General features: G+C 35.1%; 18 protein-coding genes. 17 read left to right on the top strand and 1 reads right to left on the bottom strand.

Annotated elements, in window-relative coordinates; all coding sequences use genetic code 11:
• The first annotated feature begins 74 nt into the window (after positions 1 to 74).
• The 3 genes from IWB64_RS16745 to IWB64_RS16735 all read left to right on the top strand — a co-directional run bounded on the left by IWB64_RS16745 (position 75) and on the right by IWB64_RS16735 (position 2648).
• Positions 75 to 479 carry a MerC domain-containing protein gene (locus IWB64_RS16745; RefSeq protein ID WP_194535102.1) on the top strand — a complete coding sequence of 135 codons (405 nt, stop codon included), beginning with the start codon at positions 75 to 77 and terminating at the stop codon, positions 477 to 479.
• On the top strand, positions 469 to 1140 hold the full coding sequence (gene folE, locus IWB64_RS16740) for a GTP cyclohydrolase I FolE (RefSeq protein ID WP_194535925.1): 672 nt from the start codon (positions 469 to 471) through the stop codon (positions 1138 to 1140). The genes IWB64_RS16745 and folE overlap by 11 nt, the downstream gene beginning before the upstream one ends.
• A 245-nt stretch (positions 1141 to 1385) precedes the next feature.
• Positions 1386 to 2648, top strand: a complete 1263-nt coding sequence (locus IWB64_RS16735; protein ID WP_194535101.1) for an aminotransferase class V-fold PLP-dependent enzyme — start codon at positions 1386 to 1388, stop codon at positions 2646 to 2648.
• Here the strand turns inward: IWB64_RS16735 and IWB64_RS16730 are convergent, their stop codons facing one another.
• Positions 2649 to 3101, bottom strand: coding sequence for an Lrp/AsnC family transcriptional regulator (locus tag IWB64_RS16730; protein ID WP_194535100.1), 453 nt, complete (start codon positions 3099 to 3101; stop codon positions 2649 to 2651). It abuts the gene before it with no gap.
• Positions 3102 to 3239: 138 nt separating this feature from the next.
• On the opposite strand from IWB64_RS16730, the gene IWB64_RS16725 reads away from it, so the two are divergent.
• From IWB64_RS16725 to IWB64_RS16660, 14 genes are all read left to right on the top strand, one after another.
• Positions 3240 to 4394, top strand: coding sequence for a histidine decarboxylase (locus tag IWB64_RS16725; protein WP_226975919.1), 1155 nt, complete (start codon positions 3240 to 3242; stop codon positions 4392 to 4394).
• 257 nt (positions 4395 to 4651) lie between these two features.
• Positions 4652 to 5281: an O-methyltransferase gene (locus tag IWB64_RS16720; RefSeq protein ID WP_194535099.1), complete on the top strand. Its 630-nt coding sequence runs from the start codon at positions 4652 to 4654 to the stop codon at positions 5279 to 5281.
• A 7-nt stretch (positions 5282 to 5288) separates the two neighbouring features.
• Positions 5289 to 5483, top strand: coding sequence for a hypothetical protein (locus IWB64_RS16715; protein WP_194535098.1), 195 nt, complete (start codon positions 5289 to 5291; stop codon positions 5481 to 5483).
• Between the two features lie 4 nt (positions 5484 to 5487).
• Positions 5488 to 6114, top strand: coding sequence for a ferric reductase-like transmembrane domain-containing protein (locus IWB64_RS16710; RefSeq protein ID WP_194535097.1), 627 nt, complete (start codon positions 5488 to 5490; stop codon positions 6112 to 6114).
• Positions 6115 to 6231: 117 nt separating this feature from the next.
• Positions 6232 to 7092 carry an SDR family oxidoreductase gene (locus IWB64_RS16705; protein ID WP_194535096.1) on the top strand — a complete coding sequence of 287 codons (861 nt, stop codon included), beginning with the start codon at positions 6232 to 6234 and terminating at the stop codon, positions 7090 to 7092.
• An 11-nt stretch (positions 7093 to 7103) separates the two neighbouring features.
• Positions 7104 to 7832, top strand: coding sequence for an FAD-binding oxidoreductase (locus tag IWB64_RS20560; RefSeq protein WP_194535095.1), 729 nt, complete (start codon positions 7104 to 7106; stop codon positions 7830 to 7832).
• A gap of 282 nt (positions 7833 to 8114) precedes the next feature.
• Complete coding sequence (locus IWB64_RS16695) at positions 8115 to 9257, top strand: NHL repeat-containing protein (protein ID WP_194535094.1); 1143 nt, start codon at positions 8115 to 8117, stop codon at positions 9255 to 9257.
• 28 nt (positions 9258 to 9285) lie between these two features.
• Positions 9286 to 9747, top strand: a complete 462-nt coding sequence (locus IWB64_RS16690) for a hypothetical protein (RefSeq protein WP_194535093.1) — start codon at positions 9286 to 9288, stop codon at positions 9745 to 9747.
• A gap of 21 nt (positions 9748 to 9768) precedes the next feature.
• Entirely contained in the window at positions 9769 to 10224 is a 456-nt protein-coding gene (locus IWB64_RS16685; RefSeq protein WP_194535092.1) for a hypothetical protein, read from the top strand.
• A gap of 312 nt (positions 10225 to 10536) precedes the next feature.
• On the top strand, positions 10537 to 11538 hold the full coding sequence (locus tag IWB64_RS16680) for an alpha/beta fold hydrolase (RefSeq protein ID WP_194535091.1): 1002 nt from the start codon (positions 10537 to 10539) through the stop codon (positions 11536 to 11538).
• A gap of 179 nt (positions 11539 to 11717) precedes the next feature.
• Entirely contained in the window at positions 11718 to 12548 is an 831-nt protein-coding gene (gene lgt, locus IWB64_RS16675; protein WP_194535090.1) for a prolipoprotein diacylglyceryl transferase, read from the top strand.
• A gap of 203 nt (positions 12549 to 12751) precedes the next feature.
• Positions 12752 to 13861, top strand: coding sequence for a serine hydrolase domain-containing protein (locus IWB64_RS16670; protein WP_194535089.1), 1110 nt, complete (start codon positions 12752 to 12754; stop codon positions 13859 to 13861).
• Between the two features lie 194 nt (positions 13862 to 14055).
• Positions 14056 to 14598: a DinB family protein gene (locus tag IWB64_RS16665; protein ID WP_194535088.1), complete on the top strand. Its 543-nt coding sequence runs from the start codon at positions 14056 to 14058 to the stop codon at positions 14596 to 14598.
• A 160-nt stretch (positions 14599 to 14758) separates the two neighbouring features.
• Entirely contained in the window at positions 14759 to 15892 is a 1134-nt protein-coding gene (locus tag IWB64_RS16660) for an MBL fold metallo-hydrolase (RefSeq protein WP_194535087.1), read from the top strand.
• Positions 15893 to 15894 lie beyond the last annotated feature (2 nt).

The raw sequence follows: 15894 nt of genomic DNA, 5'->3' as shown, positions 1-15894 counted from the left end.
AAATATAATGCAACTGAGTTGCAACAACAAATAGTATTGATTACATTTGCAACTCAGTTGCATTAACAAACATAATGATGTATTTAACAAAAAAACCGGACACTTTAGGAGCGTTAGCAAGTTCATTATGCCTTGTACATTGCGCAGCTACACCGTTTCTGTTTCTAGCCCAAACGGGTTCCGTATTAAGCCACATGACAATGCCATCATGGTGGAAATTTCTTGATTTTATATTTCTGGCTATTTCATTTTTAGCCGTCTATCGTTCAACTCAAACAACAAAAATAAACTGGGTAAAGCCAGCCTTATGGTTAAGTTACGCCTTTTTGTTCATAATTGTTATTAACGAAAAACTAGAACTAATACCCTTGCCTGAAACTGTTATTTATATTCCTACTCTGGCATTGATAGCTTTTCACCTTTATAATAAGAAGTACTGTAATTGTACTACAAATGAATGTTGCACAAATGAAGGATAGGAATAACGAACGGATTGAAATTTTAGGTGATAATCATTTTTCTAAAAATACAGAAACGCCTTTGCGCGCAGATGCTTTTGATAAGTCTGATGATGAAAAGATTAAAAATATCCAATATCATTTTGAAATGATAATGAAAGAGATGGGTTTGGATTTAACAGATGATAGCTTATCCGGCACACCATATCGCGTAGCAAAAATGTATATCAAAGAGTTGTTCTATGGCTTGAACCCCGCTAATAGACCTAAGCTTTCTACCTTTGAGAACAAATATGGGTATCAAAAAATGTTAGTAGAACAGAACATAACTATTGATTCTGCGTGTGAACACCATTTTTTACCTATTGTAGGGCATGCTCATGTAGCCTATATTCCAAAAGACAAAGTAATTGGGCTATCTAAAATTAATCGCTTAGTAGATTATTATGCACACCGCCCGCAAGTACAAGAAAGACTAGTCCTTCAGATATGCAATGACTTACAAAAGGTATTGGGTACCGAAGATGTGATAGTGGCTGTGAGTGCAAAACATTTATGCGTTTCTTCTAGGGGGATTAAAGATAAAAATAGCTTTACTACAACTTTAGAGTATGGCGGATGTTTTGCAGATAAAACTTACCGTGATGAATTCTTGACAATTATCGGACAACAGTCAGTATAGGCTTATGCTATAGAAGAGTCCAGCATCAATTTTTACCTATTCCTTATGAGGGAAAAGAAAGCCACATTTATTCTGTTATTCTCAAAATCTTACCCATAAGAAAACACAAAATACAATTCGCACCTACACCTTAAATGTGACACTCGGTAATACTTTATATTTAGGTTAGGCTTGATAGATTTTCATTGGATTATAATCTGTTGTCCTTCTATTGAACCATTCGTTAATCTTCAAAATCGATCTGTATGAAAAAACGTGACTTCTTAAAAAACATTTCTCTGGTTGCATTAGGAACTCCATTTTATGGTAGCGCTGTATCCGTTTGTGTAGGGGAAGCTGCAGAAATACCAATAGCTACATTGGCTTCCAGTGAAGATTTCTGGCTAAAAGTTAGGCAAGACTATAAGCTTAAACCAGACTATATCAATTTAGAAAGTGGTTATTACAATATCATTCCAACACCTACTTTGGAGGCCCTTCACCAAAACATAAATAAGGTTAATTATGAAGGTTCCTTTTATATGCGAACCGTGCAATGGGACAATAAAGAGCGTATGACGGAAAAGTTAGGCGGCATTATTGGAACAACAAAAAAGAATATTATCATAACCCGAAATGCCACCGAATCTTTAGACATGGTCATAAAAGGTATGGATTGGAAAGCTGGGGACGAAGCGGTATATGCCATTCAAGATTATGGTGCTATGAAACTCATGTTTGCACAAGTAGCAGAAAGGTTTGGAGTTGTAAATAAAGAAGTTTCCGTGCCCAACCACCCAAAATCAGATGAAGAAATTGTAGCTGTTTACGAAAACGCCATTACAGACAAAACCAAACTACTTATGGTTTGTCATATGGTCAATATTACGGGTCAAATCTTACCGGTTAAAAAGATTTGCCAAATGGCTCATAGTAAGGGGGTGAAAGTTATGGTAGATGGCGCGCATTGCATTGGCCATTTTGAATTTGATATTAGTGATTTAGAATGTGATTTCTATGGTTCTAGTTTGCATAAGTGGTTGGCCGTTCCTCTAGGTACCGGCTTATTGTATGTGGCCGATGACCACATAGATATACTCTGGCCAATTTTTGCCGAAGCCAAAAGAGAACCAGGAGATATCTCTAGATTAAATCATACAGGAACAATTCCGGTGTATCATGACTTAACCATAGAAAATGCCATAGATTATTATAATTTACTTGGTGGTGCAAGAAAGGAAGCTAGATTACGCTATTTACAAGAATATTGGACGAGTAAAGTAAGAGGTGAAGCTGGAATACGAATAAACACCCCTAAGGAGTCACATAGAGCTTGTGGTATTGCCAATGTGGGTATTGAAGGGATGGAGCCTGCAGATTTAGCAAAAAAACTCTTAGACGAGTACCAAATTTTTACCGTAGCCATTAAGTACGCTAATGTACATGGTTGCAGAATTACACCAAATGTATTCACAACCACAGAAGAATTAGATGTGTTCGTAAAAGCTTTGAAGGAGATGGCTGCTTAATCACAAATTATAAGCCGTACTGTCCTTCACTGAATTTAGTACAAACGAGGTATGTATGGTAGCAATTCCATCAATGATAGACAATTTATCATTAATAAATTCATGGAATCCGGCAATGTCATCTACGGCTATCTTTAGTAAGTAATCAAAATTTCCGGAGACTTGATGACATTCCATTATTTCTGGCAGTAAAAGCATTTCACGTTTAAAACTGTCCGCTAATTTCTTCTGTTGCTTTGATAAAGTAACTTGGCAGTACGCAATCAATTCTTTCCCTATTTTAGATTTATCCAATACCGCAACGTAGGATTTTATAATTCCTTGTTGCTCTAATTTTCTAATTCTTTCATAAGTTGGCGTTACACTCAGACCCACTTTGCTCGCTATTTCCTTGGTATTTTGCTTTGCATTTTCCTGAAGCTGCATCAGTATTTTACCATCTATCTCATCCATACTAGATTATTTATCTATTCTTTATACTTACAAAATTCTAATCAGAAATTTAAAACTGTTAAATTAAATAATACAGTTTAATAATCTAAATTAATGTATATAGAAGTAATAAACTATTGTCAATTGTAAATTTACAGAATGAAATTGAATGGAGAAATGACGTCAAATATGGATAATGAACAACAAATAGATGAGCTTTTAACTAAACTAATCCAAGAAAAGGATAGAGTTATAGGATACCCCGTGGCTAAAGATTTTGATTATTCACCATTGTATGAATTCTTAAAACATCCGATTAATAATGTTGGTGATCCGTATGAGGATAACACTTATAAGGTTCAAACGCATGAAATGGAAAGGGAAGTGGTTGATTTCTTTGCACAACTATTTAGAGCTGACCAAAAGGACTTTTGGGGCTATGTAACAAATGGCGGTTCTGAAAGCAATCTTTATGGATTATACCTAGCTAGGGAATTACATCCAAAAGGAATGGTATATTTTTCTGAATCAACACATTATAGTGTAAGGAAAAATATTCATTTATTGAATCTACCAAGTATTACCATTAGAGCTCAGGAAAATGGAGAATTAGATTATGAAGACCTTGAGAATACCTTGCAGCTTAACCGAGATAAACCGGCTATTGTTCTTACCACTTTTGGAACAACAATGACCGAAGCAAAGGATGATGTTTCTAAGGTGAAAGGAATTTTAAAAAAATTAGCATTTCAAAATCACTATATACATTGCGATGCTGCCTTAGCGGGTTCTTATGGAGCTTTTATAGAACCTCGCGTTCCTTTTGATTTTGAAGATGGAGCGGATAGTATTTCTATTAGTGGCCATAAATTTATAGGGTCTCCTTTTCCTTCGGGTGTTATTATTGCAAAGCGCTCCTTGCGAGATAGAATTGCACGCGGTATTTCTTATATTGGTTCTCTAGACACAACAATCACTGGATCTAGAAATGGCCATAGTCCGCTATTTTTATGGTACGCTATAAAGAAAATGGGGATTGAAGGTCTAGAAAAACGGTATCGTCATAGCTTAGAAACCGCGGAATATTGTAAAAAGGAACTTGCTAAAATAGGAATACCTGCATGGACAAATACAGGGGCCATTACCGTGGTATTTCCAAAAGTACCGGAACCAATTAAAGAGAAATGGCAGTTAGCTACAGATGAGGCCACTCATATTATTTGTATGCCAAATGTTACTAAAAAACAGATTGATGAATTTATAGTGGACATGGTAAATGAGAAGGAACCTGTCGCAAGCATGGCTTGTAATTGATTATCAGCTGATGTAACTCATCACATTATAAATCAGTTGTAACAAGTAAAAAAACAAAGTTCCCATAGGTTAACCTATGGGAACTTTTGTCTTGAATAATCTTTGATTCATTTAAATATTCATCCTAAAATAGAATTGGTATATAGGAATCAAGAAATTTATTAAAATCAGTGGTTACACATTTACCATTCTATGTCTCGCTTTGATAATCTTTTGGTGTAACGATTATCCGAACTTTGTATTCTAATTTATATGCTATGTTAGTTGTTGAACAACCCAATAAAATAGAATTAACCTTAAATCATTTATTTAAGGATGCAAAAAGTGATCGTTTCAAAATAATTAAAGGTTTGACTAAAAGTATCATCAGGCCAATGCAACCCATTGATTTTAAGGATGTATATCTTTCAATTTCCAAGGAACAAGGGCTTGATTTGGTACGGCTGATAAAGAAAAACAACCTTAAAAATGTTGTTGAGTTTGGGACCTCTTTTGGTATCTCTACGCTGTTCTTAGCACAAGGAGTTAAGGAAACAGGAGGTTCTGTCATTACTACAGAGCTCATTGAATCAAAAGCTATTAAGGCAATAGAGAATTTTGAAAAGGCAGGAGTAAGTAATCTAGTGGAAGTAAGAATTGGAGATGCAATGGAGACCTTAAAAAATCATGAGGACCCCATAGATTTATTGTTGTTAGATGGATGGAAAGACTTGTATTCACCTCTTTTTAAAATGTTAGAGCCTAACTTTAAAGCAGGTACACTTATTTATGTTGATAATGCTGACATGGCATCATCCCGGGCATTTTTAAAAACGATAAGTCAAAACAAGAATTATCGGTTAGAGTCTAAAGCTGAAGGAAAAGTGGTATTAATACTTACAAAATAAGTAACATATGAGCGAAGTAGCTAGTTGCCCAACATGTGGCAGCAAATCCAAAATAAAGGAAAGAGAAGGTAAAATAACTTATGAAGCGGTTCAAGATGAGGAGGCTTTCAAGAAAATAGGTCAGCTTAAAAAAGCTATGGAAAAGTTTAAATCAAAAGCCGAAGCTTTAGAAGAAGAGTTAAGGGAATTAAAATCGTCTTAATTATATGGACTTTTTAAAAAAGAATTATGGTTGGATGTTGGTGGCTATCTTGGGTAGTATGCCATTACTTGTCTTGACCAACATGTTAGACTTGAATCTATCTAACGGGGTTTCAATAACTTTGGTAGAAAGCGCAGGAGGAGAGGGCAAAACCACTCTAGAAATGCTGTACCACGTTTCTGGAGAGTTTGCCATAAGGTGGATGACCGCGGTACTTACGTGCACTCCGTTTTTCATTCTCTTTGGTGTTACCAATCTTTTTGTAAGGCAAGCTATGGGTATTGCCACAGCAGTTTGGAGTTTTATTCATTTTATAATTTTTATTTGGGCAGAAGGTTTTATGGAAACCTTTACCCAAGTGAATTATGTAGCAGGGTTTATAGCAATCCTCATTTTAGTGCCTCTGTTTTTTACCTCCAACAGAAAATCTATGAAGCTATTGAAAAAGAACTGGAAAAAGCTACAAAGTTTAGCTTATGCAGCTATTTTCCTTAGTTTGGTACACGTAGCTATTTTAGATAAAACGTGGATTATCTATGCGGTAATAGTAGGCTTAGGTTTTATTATTAGAATTCCATTGGTGAGAAAAAGGATTATGGCCATTCGTAAAAAGAAAGCAGGTCTAGCTTAAAATTAATAGAAGTAAACTATCTCTGGGCAAGCCCACGAGGTAGTAATAGGAATACATTTTGATTTCGAGGCAAGCCTCGGAGCATTTAATCTCGATTATCGAGTAAAAAGAAAACATATGAAAATAGCAGTCACATCGGCAAGTGGAAAATTGGGGGCTTCAATTGTAAAGCACTTAGTTGATTTAATAGGGAAAGACAACGTAATCGGTATTGCTAGAACCCCTGAAAAAGCAATACATTTAGGCGTAGAAATCAGAAAAGGCGATTATAACAATCGGGAAGATTTTAATAGCGCTCTAAAAGGAGTAAATAAAGTATTACTCGTCTCAGGAATGGACGAGCCTCAAAAGAGAATTGAACAACATAGAAATGTGATAGAAGCCGCCAAGAATAATGGTGTACAAAAGATAGTCTACACAAGCATTATTGGTAGTGAAACAGGTACGGCTTTTAGCCCTGTAGTAAACAGCAATCGACAGACGGAAGAAGATGTTCGTAATTCAGGATTGGACTATGTAATTGGTAGAAACGGAATTTATATTGAGCCAGATTTAGAATATATAAATACCTATGTAAAAGAAGGTGAGATTAGGAATTGTGCTGCAGATGGTAAATGTGGTTATACCAGTAGGGAAGAGCTGGGCTTTGCTTACGCGCAAATGCTTAACAATGATCATCTGGATGGCAATACCTATAATCTGTTGGGCGAAGCTATTACACAAGCACAACTGGCAGCATATATTAATGAGGTGTACAAGACGAATTTAAAATATACTTCGGTTCCTGTTGAGGCGTATAAAAAAGAACGTCAAGATGCGCTGGGTGAATTTCTGGGTACCGTTATTGCCGGTATTTATGAAGGCATTAAAAATGGTGCGAATGATGTACCTTCTGATTTTGAAAAAGTAGCCGGAAGACCTCATAAATCTCCGCTAGGGATAATAGAGAATTATCATCAAAATCATCCACAAATCTAAACAGAGCAGCAGTGAGCATCATAGAAAACATCTTAAAAAAGGTAGTCTTAAATGAGGCTGTCATTACAGAAAAGAAAGCCCTTTCTCAGTCGGTTTTTAGAATCCGGTTACAAAGCGAGAGTATTCGCAACGCTAATTTTCTACCTGGTTCTTTCTTGCGAATGGCTATTGGTATTGGTAATGAAGAGGTATCCTTAAAAGATAAAATCAGAAGTTACAGCGTGTGGGATATTAACAGCAAAGAAGGTTTCCTAGATTTAGCAATCGCTACGCATAGCAACGGTATGGGCTCACAATGGGCAAAGGAATGCCAAGTGGGTGACCAGGTTTATTTTAAATGGAAGAAAGGCAATTTTCTAGCAGATGATTCTGCGGATAGTTATCTTATGGTAGGAGACCTTTCTGCGCTTTCTCACTTGTATATGGTAAATCGAAATATTGGCAAAAACAAACAACTAGCTAGTCTCATATACAGTCAACAAAAAAGCGAATTATTCCCAGATATTGATGGAAGCACTCCTTTTGACTTCTATGATTTTCCTCAAAACCCAAGTACTGAAATCATTGCTAAACTAAGGGAAATAGTTCCTGAATTAAAGGGTAAGAAGATGGTCTATGTTGCTGGCGATAGTAGGTTATGTGTTGCACTAAATCAATTTTTTAGAAAAGAATTGCAGTGGCCAACTAAGCAGATTAAAACAAAACCTTTTTGGAACCCAGAAAAAAAGGGATTGGAGTAACCTCAATTAAATATATAGATTTAGGTAGTACCCTATGCGGCAAGAGCTTCAAGTTTTTGCCGCTTTTTTGTTTTTAGTGAATAACAGAGTTTTCCATTTATACTTTAATATTTTCCTTAAAACTTCACTTTTAAAAAGTTTGTTTAAAAACTTACAAATAATTGTCAGATATATTTTGTTAAAGTATGTACATTGTCCCTTTAAAATGTTGATGCACAATGACCACTCATATTTTATAGGCAAATTTCAAGGATTAATTGAATACTGAAAAGAAATCGTAAAATGAAACGCTTTATTTATCTATCAATCATCGCTATTTCATCAATCCTTACAACGGCTTGTACTGATGATGAAATTCCTTTTATCGAAAATTCCGAACCAGACAAAATTCTTAAGGCTCTTAATATTTTGGTAAACAATGAAATTGGTGTTTTAACCACTGGAAGTATCCCAAATTCAAATCAAAGTGGTTTCCCGTCAATCATAAGCTATCCTGATAGAATTCAAACGACAAGGTTATCTCAAGAACGTATTAATTTAGTGTTTGAAGTAGATTCAAATATTGAAGAGATTTATTTTACGATTGAAGGTGCTTCTGAATATTACACGTTTATTAATAATAATGGACTTGCGGGGGCAGAAACTGAATCCGTTAGTATAACTATTGAAATTCCATCTTCAATTAATGAGGATAGTTTTAATACAAATATCAGTGTTAAGGATAAGAACCAATCCGTCTCTACTGTAACTCAGGTTAGCACTATAATCAACGAGGAGGATGCAGAAAAACGACTTATCCATTTTGCTGATTATTCGTATAATTCTAAATTATCTACATTAAATTTTGACACAGCTGAAGTAATCAATATAGGTTCAACAGGTTACAAATTGACTGATATTGCTTTTTTTGATAATGTCCTTTATGGTATTTCAGCTTATTCAGATTTAATAACTATCGATTTAAATACGGGTGAAGGAACCTTAGTAGGCAAAGTTGATATTCCTAATGTTAATGCACTGGAGGGGAGTGACACCACACTTTATGGAGCTACACGTGGAGGCGAATTTATAATTATTGACCCTCTTACTGCTAAAGTCACCGTAATTGATTCTTTTAGTTTAGGTGCAATGTCATCTGGTGATTTAGTCTTTGACGGGAGCAAGTCTTTTCTATATGGAACGTTAGTTGTTCCAGGTTCTTCAACAGACCAACTTGTTACCATAAACTTAACTACAGGAGTGACAGAGTTTATTGGTGAAACCGGATTTAAAGAAGTTTGGGGCTTGGCTTTTTTTAGAAATCAGCTTATCGGGCTTACCACAAATGGAGAATTTATAATCATTGACCCTAAAACAGGAAAAGGTACATATATTGAAACCACACAAGCTTTTAGTGCTGGTGGTGCAGCAGCAATTATTAAGTAATTATTTTAGTAATAAAACTTACAAATCTATGAATAGAAAAGATACTTTGTATTTAATTGCCTCAACCGGTTTGTCATTTCTGTTGTGTCTTTTGTTGTTTGGTTTAGACGAGATTGAACCTAGTTCAAATTTTTCTATTAGTATTTATGACACCTATTATGTAACTCCAAAGTGGCCCATAATTCTTCTAGTGATAGTATTCGTCTTTTTTTCAGTATACCTTTTTAGAGCAATTATGGAAAAGTTTAATAATGTTCGGGCTAATCTAATTTTAATCGTAACTAGTATTGTACTCATACTCGCCTTTGGTAAAATAACAAACATATTAACCTTGTTAGCAAAACCCTCTAATGGAAGTTCGCTTGATCAAGGAGCGCATGCAATGAATGATTTTATAGGAACGCTAACTGGTGTTCTCTTCTATACACAAATAGTATTACTCGTTTTTCTAACTTTTTGCGGTTTTAAAATGGGACAAAAGATTAAGTGATTTATAATTAAAAAAATGAATATGAGAACTAAATTAAAGAGCATCATTTTAGCCAGCACATTTCTACTAACAATTATCTGCATTTCTTGTAATGCAACCGGTAATTTAGAAAAAGTAAGTAATTCAAGCGCCATAGATGGGGTTTGGGAATTGAGCCATTTCTATAACCTAGGAAACGGAGACACGCTTAGTGTTAACACCAGTAAAGTGCAACATAAAATCTATTTAGATGGGCACGTCATCTGGAATACGGACCCAGCTGCGGATGCATCTGAATGGCATGGCTATGGTACCTACACTTTTAAAAATGATACCATTATAGAAACCCTGACCTCAATGTCTAAATCTATGCAGAGTGATGTAAGTACATATGTAATTCCCATAGAACGCAGTAATAACACTTATAAGCAGGTAAACACTTATGAGCGAAACGATACTATTTTTCAAAATATTGAGATATATAAAAAGCTGAATTAAATCCCGTTTAATACGAAACGAAATTTATGATAAAAGGAAACCCATCTGTCAATATATACTGTTGGTTGATGGGTTTTTTATTGTGATAGTAGGGTATCCAGAATACTTTTAAACACGTTTACTCGGTACTAAAAATTGCACATAGAATCTTTTATGAAAACCTTAAAACTTTCTGTTACTCGAATGTTTTATACAGCCTTAAATTTGCTGTGAAATTAAGTGCGGACTCGGGTTTTTGATTCGATAATCGCTTAATATTCAGAACATAAAAACAGAGTAGAATAAGAATTATTTCCTATTAGAATTTGCAAAATGAAAAAGAATCTATTCGGGTTGCTTATAGTAATCCTCTCCACGCAATTTACTATCGCACAAGACAATAATTTGCATTGGTTAGATATTGAATTATCAAATTATGAATATCCTTTTCGGGTGGAAACATTAGAATTGAACATTCAAGAGCAAGATTTACAAATGTCCTATATGGATGTTACTCCAGAAAATTACAATGGTAAAAACATTGTGCTGTTACACGGTAAAAACTTTAATGGCGCCTATTGGCAAACCACGATAGATGCTTTGACCAAAGAAGGTTTCCGTGTTATTGTTCCAGACCAAATTGGCTTTGGGAAATCTTCCAAACCAGACCATTTTCATTACACCTTTCAGCAATTGGCCCAAAACACAAAAGCGCTGCTAGATAAGCTGAATGTTAATAGAACTGCCGTTTTAGGACATTCCATGGGGGGTATGCTAGCCACACGTTTTGCCATAATGTACCCGGAAACCACAGAAAAACTGATTCTAGAAAACCCCATTGGTTTAGAAGATTGGAAACTAAAAGTGCCTTACAAACCAGTAGAGTGGTGGTATACCAATGAGCTTAAAAAGAATTACGAGGGCATAAAAAAATACCAGCTCGTTAACTATTATGACAATCAATGGAAACCAGAATACGACCAATGGGTAAACTTATTGGCCGGTTGGACATTAAATTCTGAGTACAAAACCATAGCCTGGAATGCTGCATTAACGTATGACATGATTTTCACCCAACCTGTGGTGTATGAATTTAAAAATGTAACCGCTCCCACTTTGTTAATTATAGGAACTAGAGACCGAACCGCTTTAGGAAAATCATTGGTTTCAGAAGAGGTTAGAAAAACTATGGGGTTATATAGTGAGTTAGGAAAACAAACTAAAAAAACGATACCAAACTCAAAACTGGTAGAGATTGAAAATGTAGGCCACCTGCCACATGTAGAAAAGTTTGATGTTTTTATAGATACACTGGTGTCGTACTTAAGAGAATAATTAGAGTTACTACTTTTTGTATAAAAATAGTATTGTTGAAAGTTTTGTTGAAAACCTTACAGATTTCTGTAAGGTTTTTTTGGTAAAGGATGTAAATTGGTGATGAACTAGGTTTATATATTACATATATCCATACGTTAGCCACAAACAAAAAAATATGGCTATTAAAACTAACCGAAATGAAAGACGGGATAATTAATTGGAATGTTGACCCTGAAATTTTCATTCTATTTGACACTTTTCCAGTCAGATATTATAGTCTTTCTTGGGTAATTGGTTGTGCACTTTGTTACTTAATTGTAAAGAAAGTATATCAAAAAGAGAAAATTCCCCTTGAAAATTTAGAACAGCTAACTATGTACATCTTAATAGGTGGTCTTCTTGGTGCACGTCTAGGACATTGTTTTTTTTATGAACCACAATATTATTTTCAAAATCCGCTTGAAATACTATTGCCAATCCAAAAAGTGGGCGAAACGTTCCAGTTCACCGGTTTTCAAGGTCTTGCGAGCCATGGAGGATTAACAGGTATAGTAATAGCAATAATTCTTTATGTTAGAAAATCCAATACAAATATTTTATGGATAATGGACAGAGTTGCTCTCGGCTGCGGAGCAATGGCCGCGAGTATAAGAATTGGAAATTTTATGAACTCTGAGGTGTATGGCAAACCGACAAATGGAAACTGGGGTGTAGTTTTTGAAAGAGATGACCTAATACCAAGACATCCAACACAACTATACGAAGCAGGGGCATATTTACTAATTTTCGTGGTTCTCATGTTCATCTATAAATCGAAAAAAATAGAAAGAAGGAACGGACTTATGGTCGGCATCTTTTTTATTTTAATGTTTACTGCTAGATTTATGATTGAATTTGTTAAAGAAAATCAAGTCGGATTTGAAGATTCGATGTCAATAAATATGGGGCAAATTTTGAGTATTCCATTAATACTTTTAGGTTTTGCGATTATATACTACGGTAAAAAGCCCTTGACTTACAAGACCTAAACGTAATTCAGGCATTGGTGCAAAACCGAAAGGTCTGCGTATATTTATAAAGTCGTAAAATTTTTCGAATTTAGCTTTGGACAAGAAAAAAGCAAAACAAAAAGCTTTTGCTGCGTGACATGCGGAATGGGAATTTTGTCTCTGCTCCCGCACTAAATCTAGTTTATTCGTTGAAGATAATTTTGCTAAACCTTAAACATTACATGAAAAATTATCTGTTAATAACCATTTCTATTTTGTTCTATAGTTGTGGAAATGGACAAACGAAAGTTGCTTTTGACAATCAAGATTTTGTAAAGGGTGGAATTACCAGACGTCAATCCCAACTGATTTATGAAAAAGCTAAAGTGTTTCCAGAAAACACCCAACTCTCTATTGCATTTATCAAAAATGGAATTGCGGAATTTTACGGAGTAAAAAGAACAAACGATTCGATTAAATACATAGACAACTCCCAAAAAGTTTTTGAAATCGGGTCAATTACTAAAGTATTTTCATCCACCTTACTTGCGGACTTTGTTTTAGCGAAGAAAATTGGTCTTGACGATGATATCAATGATTACTTAAAATTGCAATTAAAGGACAACCAAAAAATAACGTTCAAGGAACTTGCCAATCATACTTCTGGACTCCCAAGACTACCGTCAAACCTTAATTTGATGTTGGTCAATAAAGACAATCCTTATAAAAAATATAAAGAACCACAATTAAAAGAATACTTGACCCAAAAACTCGACATATCTAAGAAAAACCACAATAAGTATGAGTATTCAAATTTAGGTGCTGGCCTTCTTGGCTATACCTTATGTCAAATTGCAAATACGAGTTATGAGGAACTTTTAAAAACGAGAATATTTGTCAAGTATCAAATGAATAATACGACCACGAATAGAAATAAAATAGAACAAATACTAATAAAAGGTCAAAATCCAGATGGAAAAATTATTCCTAATTGGGATTTAGCGATATTATCAGGAGCAGGCGCAATATTATCAACCTCAGAAGACCTATCAAAATTTGCGATTGCCCAGCTCGAAAGCAAAAACAAAGATTTGGAGTTGACAAGAACTAAAACATTTAAGGTGAACGAAAATATGGATATTGGTCTTGGTTGGCATATTATCAAAAACAAATCAAATCAAAGTTGGGTTTGGCACAATGGAGGAACAGGAGGTTATACTTCGTCTATGGCAATAGACACGGAGAAGAGAAATGGAATTATTATCCTTTCTAATGTTTCGGCGTTTAGTCCCAAAATGGGCAATATTGACCAGCTTTGTTTTGAACTTATGGAAGCACTAGAACGGAAATAATAGCACGAGCAATACCTAGTGTTAATAGTGTGGTAATTACTATTTTTGATGGCTTGGTTTTATATGCTAAGTTCGCCAAATTTTTAGAATTTATTTTTAAAATAAATAAGATGAAATCAAGCAAAAATATTTGTCTACGCTCCTAAACGGAAATGAAAAATTTCCTTGCTGAATCTTAACAAAACATAAACACCATGAAGAATCTAACGCTATTAACCGTCCTAATGTTTTTCGGTTTTGTAAACTCACCTCTTTTTGCACAACAGAACAATTATGTTCAAGACTATTTGGAGCGGTTAGAAAATTCCCGTAAGTATATAGTTCTGGTAGCAGAAACAATGCCGGAGGACAAGTATAGTTTTAAGGCTACACCAGAATCCCTAAGCTTTGCGGAGAATTTATTGCATATTGGCTACGCCATGGATTGGCACAGTCAATCTTTATTAGGGGGCAGAGAATCTAGAGATTGGCAAACGGACACTGTTTTTAAAGTCGGCACAAAGTCCAAAGCGGAAATGATAGCTTTAATCAATAACACGTTTGATGAAACCATAAAACTAATTGGTCGATTTGAAACAACGCAATTAGATGACGAATTAGATTATTTTGGTCTGAACAGAAGTAAACGACAAATCTTCATGCTATTAGCTGACCATATAACCCACCACAGAGCACAAATGCTAGTCTCCATGCGTCTAAACGGACTTGTGCCACCTAGATACGTTTTGTTTCAATAAGTCAATACATTCATTGGTACACCTCTTCATTGTTTCGTTGTATTTAACCCTAGAGAGGTCCGTTATATCTTGGTAAATCTTATTTTTACCAAAAGGTTGAATTTGTTGACTTACAAAGCCAAGACCTTTGCTATACTAATGAGACTAGTTGAATAAAATAATGCTGAGAAAAATTTTAAAGAAAGTACTACTTACGGTTGTTGTATTAATTGGAGTTTTAGTAATAGCATACGTTTTGTTCAATAATTTCTATCCAAGTTTTGGCGGTGATGTCACTAAAGAACGTCAGCAGGCTTATGAGCAATCAGAACAATTTAAAGAGGGCATATTTATTAATAAAAAGGCCGTACCCAAAGATTTGAGTTTTTCAAAATCACTGGACCTGGCCTATAAATTTTTCACGACCAAAGTCCCCAACGGTCGCCCCAAAGAAGATTTAAAAGTAATAAAATTAGATTCTGTCCATGTAGCTAATTATAATAGTAAAACAAGATTGGTATGGTATGGGCATTCCTCATTTTTGCTCCAAATGGATGGGTTGAATATCTTGTTAGATCCTATGTTCGGTATGGTTCCTGCACCTCACCCGTGGCTGGGCGATGACCGGTTTAATAAAGAAATGCCATTAGAAGTTGAAAAATTACCTCGTATTGATGCGGTCATTTTTTCTCATGATCATTATGACCATTTGGACTACGAAACCATTTTAAAACTAAAGGACAAGACCAACCATTACTTTGTGCCGCTAGGGCTAGGAGTGCATTTAGAAGCTTGGGGAATTCCTGCAGACAAGATTACAGAGATGGATTGGTGGGAAGAAAAACAATTAGAAAATATAACCTTGGTTTGTACGCCCGCGCAGCATTTTTCTGGAAGAAAATTAGACAACGGCCAAAGTACACTTTGGAGTTCATGGGTCGTACAATCTATGGATGAAAACATTTATTTTAGTGGAGACAGTGGCTATGCACCGCACTTTAAAGAAATAGGCAAGAAATACGGTCCGTTTGATTTGGCGTTAATGGAATGCGGACAATACAACAAAATGTGGCCGGATATACATATGATGCCTGAAGAAACAGCACAAGCAGGATTAGATGTAAAAGCAAAAAAAATAATGCCCATACATTGGGCAGGTTTCAAATTGGCACTCCACGATTGGAAAGACCCTATAAAACGTGTTGAGGCAAAAGCCTTAGAGTTGAACCTAAAGGTAATTGTACCTCAAATAGGACAAGAAATTATAGTTATGGATTCCGTTAGCACCTATACGAGTTGGTGGAAAAATCTTTGATG

It is taken from the genome of Zobellia nedashkovskayae (genome assembly GCF_015330125.1).
Taxonomy (GTDB): Bacteria; Bacteroidota; Bacteroidia; order Flavobacteriales; family Flavobacteriaceae; genus Zobellia; species Zobellia nedashkovskayae.
This window is presented reverse-complemented; position numbering and strand designations above follow the sequence as displayed.

What these genes read in the sequence shown, in the direction of transcription:
- IWB64_RS16745 (WP_194535102.1), top strand. Translation starts at nt 75, where the DNA reads ATGATGTATTTAACAAAAAAACCGGACACTTTAGGAGCGTTAGCAAGT.
- folE (WP_194535925.1), top strand. Translation starts at nt 469, where the DNA reads ATGAAGGATAGGAATAACGAACGGATTGAAATTTTAGGTGATAATCAT.
- IWB64_RS16735 (WP_194535101.1), top strand. Translation starts at nt 1,386, where the DNA reads ATGAAAAAACGTGACTTCTTAAAAAACATTTCTCTGGTTGCATTAGGA.
- IWB64_RS16730 (WP_194535100.1), bottom strand. Translation starts at nt 3,101, where the DNA reads ATGGATGAGATAGATGGTAAAATACTGATGCAGCTTCAGGAAAATGCA.
- IWB64_RS16725 (WP_226975919.1), top strand. Translation starts at nt 3,240, where the DNA reads ATGAAATTGAATGGAGAAATGACGTCAAATATGGATAATGAACAACAA.
- IWB64_RS16720 (WP_194535099.1), top strand. Translation starts at nt 4,652, where the DNA reads ATGTTAGTTGTTGAACAACCCAATAAAATAGAATTAACCTTAAATCAT.
- IWB64_RS16715 (WP_194535098.1), top strand. Translation starts at nt 5,289, where the DNA reads ATGAGCGAAGTAGCTAGTTGCCCAACATGTGGCAGCAAATCCAAAATA.
- IWB64_RS16710 (WP_194535097.1), top strand. Translation starts at nt 5,488, where the DNA reads ATGGACTTTTTAAAAAAGAATTATGGTTGGATGTTGGTGGCTATCTTG.
- IWB64_RS16705 (WP_194535096.1), top strand. Translation starts at nt 6,232, where the DNA reads ATGAAAATAGCAGTCACATCGGCAAGTGGAAAATTGGGGGCTTCAATT.
- IWB64_RS16695 (WP_194535094.1), top strand. Translation starts at nt 8,115, where the DNA reads ATGAAACGCTTTATTTATCTATCAATCATCGCTATTTCATCAATCCTT.
- IWB64_RS16690 (WP_194535093.1), top strand. Translation starts at nt 9,286, where the DNA reads ATGAATAGAAAAGATACTTTGTATTTAATTGCCTCAACCGGTTTGTCA.
- IWB64_RS16685 (WP_194535092.1), top strand. Translation starts at nt 9,769, where the DNA reads ATGAGAACTAAATTAAAGAGCATCATTTTAGCCAGCACATTTCTACTA.
- IWB64_RS16680 (WP_194535091.1), top strand. Translation starts at nt 10,537, where the DNA reads ATGAAAAAGAATCTATTCGGGTTGCTTATAGTAATCCTCTCCACGCAA.
- lgt (WP_194535090.1), top strand. Translation starts at nt 11,718, where the DNA reads ATGAAAGACGGGATAATTAATTGGAATGTTGACCCTGAAATTTTCATT.
- IWB64_RS16670 (WP_194535089.1), top strand. Translation starts at nt 12,752, where the DNA reads ATGAAAAATTATCTGTTAATAACCATTTCTATTTTGTTCTATAGTTGT.
- IWB64_RS16665 (WP_194535088.1), top strand. Translation starts at nt 14,056, where the DNA reads ATGAAGAATCTAACGCTATTAACCGTCCTAATGTTTTTCGGTTTTGTA.
- IWB64_RS16660 (WP_194535087.1), top strand. Translation starts at nt 14,759, where the DNA reads ATGCTGAGAAAAATTTTAAAGAAAGTACTACTTACGGTTGTTGTATTA.